Consider the following 7,208-nt stretch of genomic DNA (forward strand, 5'->3'; position numbering starts at 1 on the left):
AAACCTCCCTATTCCAGACTGTATTCGTCTGTCTCACTAATCCAGTTTGAATTTGCCCATCGCTTGCTGGAGCGAAGCGGATAAGCGGCTGAGTTCCTGACAGCCTTGCGCGGTACTTTCAGAGCCAGCGGAAACAGACTGAGCAGACATGTTAATGCTCTCAATATTTGAACTGAGCTCCTCAGCTACGCTGTCCTGCTGATTGCACGCGCTGGCTATTTGCGTTCCCATATCGGCAATTTCTGAGATGAAGCCACGAATCGCGGTCATAAGTTCTTGAGACTGATTACCTTGCTCGACACAAGTTTCGATCTGCTGACGAGAGCGATCCGTCGTTTCTTTTGCTTGGCTGGCAATAGCCTGAAGCTTTTCGATGATGGCCGTGATTTCACTGGTTGAGTCCTGCGTTCGCCCGGCGAGTGTACGAACTTCGTCTGCTACAACAGCGAAACCTCGTCCAGATTCACCCGCTCGTGCTGCCTCAATAGCGGCGTTTAGCGCGAGCAGATTGGTTTGATCGGCAATGTCTCGGATCACATCAACAATGGTATTAACCTGGTTCGATTGTTGTTCAAGCTCGGCAACGCTCTCACCCGCTTCCCCCATGATCTGTGCGACATTTTGAATAGAACCGACCATTGCTTTGGTATTGCGCGCCCCTTCCTGAACTTTGCCATTCGCGTCATTGGCTTTTTCAGCAGAGACTTCGGTGGTTTGGGCTACATCTGCGACGGAAGATTTCATCTCCCCCATCGCCGTAGCAACATGGGTGACCTGTGATTGCTGGTCTTGCATTTCACGGGCTGACTTATTCGAAGTTTGCGTCATTTCATCGACCGCGCGTCCTAGCTCGCGAACCACTGTGACGCTCTGGTTGATTAATTCTCTGAGGTTACTTTGCATTCGGGTAGAAGCGTCTGCCAGTTCACCTAACTCATCGTTACCCATCGCAGAACGATCCAGTGTTCTGGAAAGATCCCCCTCGGCAATCGCATTGGCTTGTTTAACCACGACGACCAACGGGCCGCATATAAGTCGAGTCAGAAACATCGTCATAATCACCATGACGACGACAATCAAAACATTAATGATCATTGCTGAACGGCTTAAGCCGTCAACTGACGACAAAATTGCTTCCCGGTTGCTACTCATTGCCCCTTTGAGAATGTCGACCAAGATATTAATGTCAGCTTCGATGCTCTCAAACTCACCGAGTGAGTTCGCTAATATGGGGTAAGCGGTTTCCTTGTCCATGTTAGACATGGCTTGATTGAATGAGTCCATCGTTGCCAGATAACCTTGCCACTTCTTATCAAGTCGCTTGAAGGTTTGTTCTTCTTCACCAGGCCAGACGGTCTTTCCGTACGCGCTGAGCCCTTTATTAATTTCCTGACGAATGTTCTCATTGCTTGAAATGGTGGACTGAACTTTCGCTGAATCACTCATCGCAAAGGCAGCGAACTGAGCTCTTCGCCATAACGACATTTGGTCTCGAATAGAGTCGACTTTCTCGACAGCAGGCAGTGTATCGTCGGTATAGTTGAGGAGTTCGGCTTTAATATTCCTCAGCTCACTCAGCATTAAAAAGCCGAAGCCCAAATTCATTACGGCGATAACGACAAACGCTAGGGCAATTTTCTTGCCAATCGAAAGGTTCTTCACATGCATACGTTAGGTACCTTACATCTAAGTTAAGAGTGCCTTGTGTATGACATCCTTCTCTCTTCAAGGACTTGGGGTACACACACTCTTTATTCAGCACGAGTACAGCCAGTCACAGCTGAATACTCATACTGTTTTAATACTCAATAAAGATAGGCAAGGATAATGTGAATAGCGAGTAGCAATAGACAATGCTTATGCAAAGATAGTAGTCAGAACGAATTGGTGACGCTGTCACTAGACAATTTCAAAAATTGAGTAATGATAAAAGTAACAGGTTTTCAGTATGTTATTGATGCTTCACTGTGTAATCGACTAGAGTCATTGCACCACTTCTCTGCCACAATTCATAATTTTTAACATTCCTCAATACACTTTATAAATCTCATCTACTTTCCAATATATGCATCCAATTACTTATTGATGAGAGCTATGGAAAGACGTACTTTTTTAAAGGGATTAGCGGGTGTCACACTCGTGCCTGGGCAGCTGTTCGCTTCACCGACTGTGAATCACTCACTTTTCCCAGAGTCGATAATGCAAGCCGACTTCACGCCCTCTTCGGGCAACCTAAATCTGCTTTACGGGCAATTACCCGATGACATCATGGGCCATGTGTTCTTTGCTGAAGGCATTCCACTCGAACGGGATCACCTTAGCCCGAGTGGTCGTGGTGCGCTGACCCGCTTGGATTTCTCCCTTGGGCAAGTGTCGTTTATGCGCAAAATGATCGACACTCCCTCTGCTATCATGCAACAGCACATCCACTATTGGCCTGATAGATTCAAATTGCTTGGTGGTATGGCGTATTACAGCCCTTCTATGGGATTTGTGAACTACTGTAATACCGCGCCCAACTATCTCGGTGATAACCGTTTCGCTTTGAGTTACGAAGGCGGCGTTCCTTATGAATTTGATGCGAAGACATTAGATCTCATTACACCCATCGGTCATTACGATGAATGGCGTAGCAGTTTACCGCCATGGATGGACGCACTGACGCCAGGCAAATGGCTATTTCCTCAGGTACGGACCACTGGTCACCCATACTTTGATCTCGAATCAGACGAGTGTTTTACCATCAACTATGGCGGTAACGTTTCAAATACAGGCACCAAGAATGGGTTTATCCGACTCCTGAAATGGGATAAGAAAAGCGCCCTTCAAGGTTGGGATATCGTCGGACGAGATGGCCGACCAGCATTTATTGCTGCGACTGCGCATTCACTGGGTGTCACCCGCCATCATGTTCTGATCTTTGAAACAGCGGCACAAGTTGAGCCGTTGCGTATGATAGGCATCCGTTCAGTCTACGCTCAGCAACATCGCACGCCTGTATGGGTTATCCGCAAGAAAGACCTGCTCTCAAATCGTGACATTGTCACAGCAGATTACATTGAGCTTAACTTTGATACCTCGGATGTCATGTGTAATTACGATGATCATGAAAACGAAATTACGCTCTATGGGCAATATCTGGGCGCGATGGATAAATCTGAGCCTCAATATACTCGAGATAGATTGCTCTTCGGCGGAAGAGTCAGTGATTCGCTCGCAGGTTATCCTGCCGCACCGGTGGATGTCGGGGGCTTAGTTCGCGCGCGCATTCAGGTTCAATCTGATTCAGTACGTGAAATTACGGGTGATTTTCGTTTAATTCGTGATGACCAGCTTTTCTGGGATATGAATGATCCCGCTTACCGAGGTCATTTCCAATTCCCTGAGCAGTTTGACCATATCTACTGGGCCGCTGTGGGTTACCGAAAAGACCATGTTGTTGAGCGTGTCGCGGATGCATACGAGCAATACCCTAACCGCCTGTTTACTAATGACTCGTTACCTCAAGAAGACCAACCTTCTGCGCTCGTCCATATGGATTGTCAAAAGATGGCAGTCACCGATGCTTATCAATTTCCTGCTGACTGTGTAATGCGAACGCCTCAGTTTATGTCGAGACCCGATAGCTACGCTCAAGATGACGGCTACGTTTTTACTGCGGTAGTTCGTAAGGAGCCAACCAACACCATTGGCAACGGTAAAGAAATCTGGATTTTTGACGCGAAAAACCTCGCTCAAGGCCCGCTTGCTATTTTAGGCCATTCGCAGCTCAATTTTGCGACAACGAATCATGCGCTTTGGGTTCCAGAGATAGGGCCAAGGCCGCTTGACGGATACCAAGCCAATGTTGGCGAGTTCTTCCGCAGTCGGGTTCCTCAACATCGACGTGCCGTTCGAGAAGTTATCGAACAACAAATATTGCCACGATTTGGCTGATAGCAAATTTCAATTTCGAGCTGATGAAGCTCAATGTCACGATGCTTTTAAATAAGGAATATTTAATGAGAATAAGAACTCTCGCGCTCGGCGCTACTTTAATATCGGCTGCATTAGGAACAGCCTTTGCGCTTCAAACGAGCGAGCCCGAACGCGAAATCTCCAACTATCAAGGGACCTATACCTGTCATCCTGAAGCGGTTTATGACCCACAATCCATTGAAGGCGTTCAGGCCATCGTTAAAGATGCACTGATACGCGACAAGAAAGTGATGACGGGTAATCGTAAGTTTGCCAGCCAGATCGATGCCGCCTGCGCGGGTGATGATCAAGTTCAACTCACGCTCAAGAACATGGATAAGATCGTCCATTTCGACGCCGCGAACAAACGTGTGACGGTTGAAGCGGGTATGAGGTTTAATGACTTAAACGACTTTCTTCGTGAACAAGGTTACGCGATCAACATGGTCACAGAGCTCGCCATCTTCACCGTCGGCGGAATGCTTGGCAGTGGTACACATGGCTCAACATTAGACAAACCTAGCAATATGCTAGCGGACTATGTGACTGAGCTTAAAGTTGTTGATGGTCAGGGAGACGTTCGTGTATTAAACGGCGATTTACTCAACGCTGCTCGCGTCAACTTGGGCGTGCTGGGTGTCGTCGTTGAAGTCACGCTGGCTATCGAGGAAGCGTTCAAAGTCAAAGCAGAAGTGACAGGGTATCGTGACGATTCCGGATTGGAAGATGTTGTTCTGGACATCGCTCGCAGCAACTACTCAGCCAATATTGCTTGGTTCCCAGGCCTTGGCCGCTATACCACCACCTTGTACAACCCTGTTCCACTGGAGACGCAAGGCGAAGCGTATAATGCTCAGGCGGATGTGTCTGATGCAGAAGAGTTCTTCTTCGGCTTGCTGTTTAATGCCGCTCACGAATTTCCGGGTACTGGATTGCAATGTCTAGCCGCCGTTGCGCGTTATAACGCCAGAGCAAAGTCTTACTTCCGCGATAGTCATACGAGCAAAAAAGTGAGTGAACCTATTGGTTACTCTGATCAAATGCAGTACTTCAAATGTAAAGATCCCAACAAATGTATTTGGGACAGGCTTCCTATCGCACTTCAGGAAGTGGCCATTGATATTGAGCGCTTGCCTGACTGGATTCGTGATGTACGAGAGATTGTCGCGGCTCACCCAAGAACCTGCTTCCCTCTCAATGGTATTTACTTCCGATTTGGTCAAGCGTCAGACAGCTATATTGGTATGAGTGCTGGTCGCGAAACCGCATTTGTGGGTATCGAGTACACATTACGTCAAGAAGGTAAAAAGGAGCCGAAGAATTACTTTGTGAATCTGGAGATAGAGCAGATGTCACTGCGTAAGTATGATGCGCGACCTCATTGGGGCAAGAACTCGGTTGCGATCTTCGAGGACATGCCTTCTCGATTCCCGATGTGGCAAGAATTCTTGCAGGCGAAAGCCGAGCTCGATCCTTACAACGTGTTTACTAATCCTTTCTGGGAACGCGTGAGTGGTGATATCCCTATGGATGACTATTTAACGCCAGGATGTAACGTCCGTGGGGAATGCTACTGCCAGTCAGATGAGCACTGTCAGTCCGGAACACAATGTCAGGCCGGGCTGTATTTCACCGACGCTCGTATTTGTCGCTAGCTATTGTCAATTGGCCACGGGGAGAACTCCTTGTGGCCGATTCAGCCTCAAAACACTCATCCTCTATTGATTTAAAGGAACACCAGACGATGAATCTCAAATCGATTTTGCTTGCCGTCACAGCTTCGTTTTCTCTGCTGAGTCTAACTGTGTCTGCGACTACCTTAGATGATATTCGGCCACATGTACCAAGCTCAGATAAAACTTGGGCAGAACAATGGTTCTATAATGTTGCGGTACCGGATGTGGGTTATTTCAAAATCAGCCTCCAGAGCTATATAGCGCCTGATTTTGATGAGCCAACACCCAAAGCGTACGTTCACCTTGCTTTTACACCACTCAATGGAAAAACCATTAAGTACGATATCTTCCGTGACGAGCTCATTATGAAAGGTTTTGATGATGCGACGCTTTTTCACTATGAAATCCCGGGGATAGTCGTCGCTAATCAAGACTCGGTTGAAGTGACCTACAATGACTTCCACTTCTCAATGCGTTGGGATGGCGAGCATGCTCATTATTGGCGAGGATTAAATCCCGGGCAGACCCCGTTTGGTATTATTCCAGAATTGCCCGGTGTCGGAGGGAAATGGTTTCTTTACACTGTAGGAACACCAATTCAATACAGCTTCTATGATGGTGACGTGTCTTTGTATGGAAGCGGTTATGCTCAGGTTGATAAAGGCTGGTATGACAAAGAGTCGAGTGCAGGCATGGTTTATAGTATGGGGCTCTCCGATGATCTCTACTACATGTTCACAGGCGCTAAAATTGGTAACTCCAACATAGAGCTATGGGCTGGACGCTACATTTCAGACAACTACGACCTTATTTTCTACCCCGCCATTGGAAATCTATCAGTCAAACGTGAATATGATTCTTGTGCTGGTTACCTAAAAGTGGAAATGAACAAACTCAGGTACAAAATGGTTATGGAAGCGAAATCTGATTTAGATGATTTCTATCCTCTTGAATTTCCTTCCGTTATCATTTTCGGAGGCGAGCAAAAGTACATGAAGTCTATGAAAGCGGATGTAAAGTTCTCTCTGTATGACTTTGGGCAATTGGAGGAGTCGATACACATGCCTCAAGCATTACTAGAGTTCAGTGGCCCTTTCTATTGCGATGAGTTGCCTAACGAATAGACCTTAATGCCTATCTACTTGGTTGGGCTTCGTCCAGCCAAGTTTTACCTCTCTTATCTCCTCGTTCTAGGCTCTCCTCAATATCAGGTGTTGACCTGAGTTAATTCAACCCTCTTTCTTGCTAATATTTATATTAAATACAATCACTAAATTAGAACCTGTTAATTTAGTCAATTTTAAAGTATTGGTTTTAACTGAACACCGTATTTAAATAATTATCCTGAAAAATCCATCTGGCTTATTAGATCAAACGATAAAAACAGAAAAATATTTAAAGTTTCCTATAAGAAACGTTTGTGATCTATGTTTTGGTTTTTAACTAAAAATCAAATTGGTGTTTGAATTTTAATTAGAGTAAATACTTTATTATTGTGTTTAATATTATCATTTTTGAGACATCTAAATGAGAGAATTGTATTTATGACTAGATTAAGACCTATTCGTTATTTTG

At 45.9% G+C, this 7,208-nt stretch carries 4 protein-coding genes; 3 read left to right on the plus strand and 1 reads right to left on the minus strand.

The genetic code is table 11. The features are described from left to right. Positions 1-36: 36 nt before the first annotated feature. Entirely contained in the window at positions 37-1,668 is a 1,632-nt protein-coding gene (locus F0265_RS23025) for a methyl-accepting chemotaxis protein (RefSeq protein ID WP_171750480.1), read from the minus strand. 426 nt (positions 1,669-2,094) lie between these two features. Here F0265_RS23025 and F0265_RS23030 point away from each other — a divergent pair, with 426 nt between their 5' ends. The 3 genes from F0265_RS23030 to F0265_RS23040 all read left to right on the plus strand — a co-directional run bounded on the left by F0265_RS23030 (position 2,095) and on the right by F0265_RS23040 (position 6,757). Further along, positions 2,095-3,936, plus strand: a complete 1,842-nt coding sequence (locus tag F0265_RS23030) for a carotenoid oxygenase family protein (protein WP_171750481.1) — start codon at positions 2,095-2,097, stop codon at positions 3,934-3,936. Between the two features lie 65 nt (positions 3,937-4,001). Beyond that, the gene (locus tag F0265_RS23035) at positions 4,002-5,612 is read left to right on the plus strand and encodes a D-arabinono-1,4-lactone oxidase (protein WP_171750482.1); all 1,611 of its coding nucleotides are present in this window, start codon (positions 4,002-4,004) and stop codon (positions 5,610-5,612) included. 89 nt (positions 5,613-5,701) lie between these two features. Beyond that, a complete protein-coding gene (locus F0265_RS23040; protein WP_171750483.1) occupies positions 5,702-6,757 on the plus strand; it encodes a hypothetical protein in 1,056 nt (351 codons plus the stop codon). Positions 6,758-7,208 lie beyond the last annotated feature (451 nt).

The sequence above is a fragment of the Vibrio sp. RE88 genome (assembly GCF_013113835.1).
Lineage (GTDB): Bacteria > Pseudomonadota > Gammaproteobacteria > Enterobacterales > Vibrionaceae > Vibrio.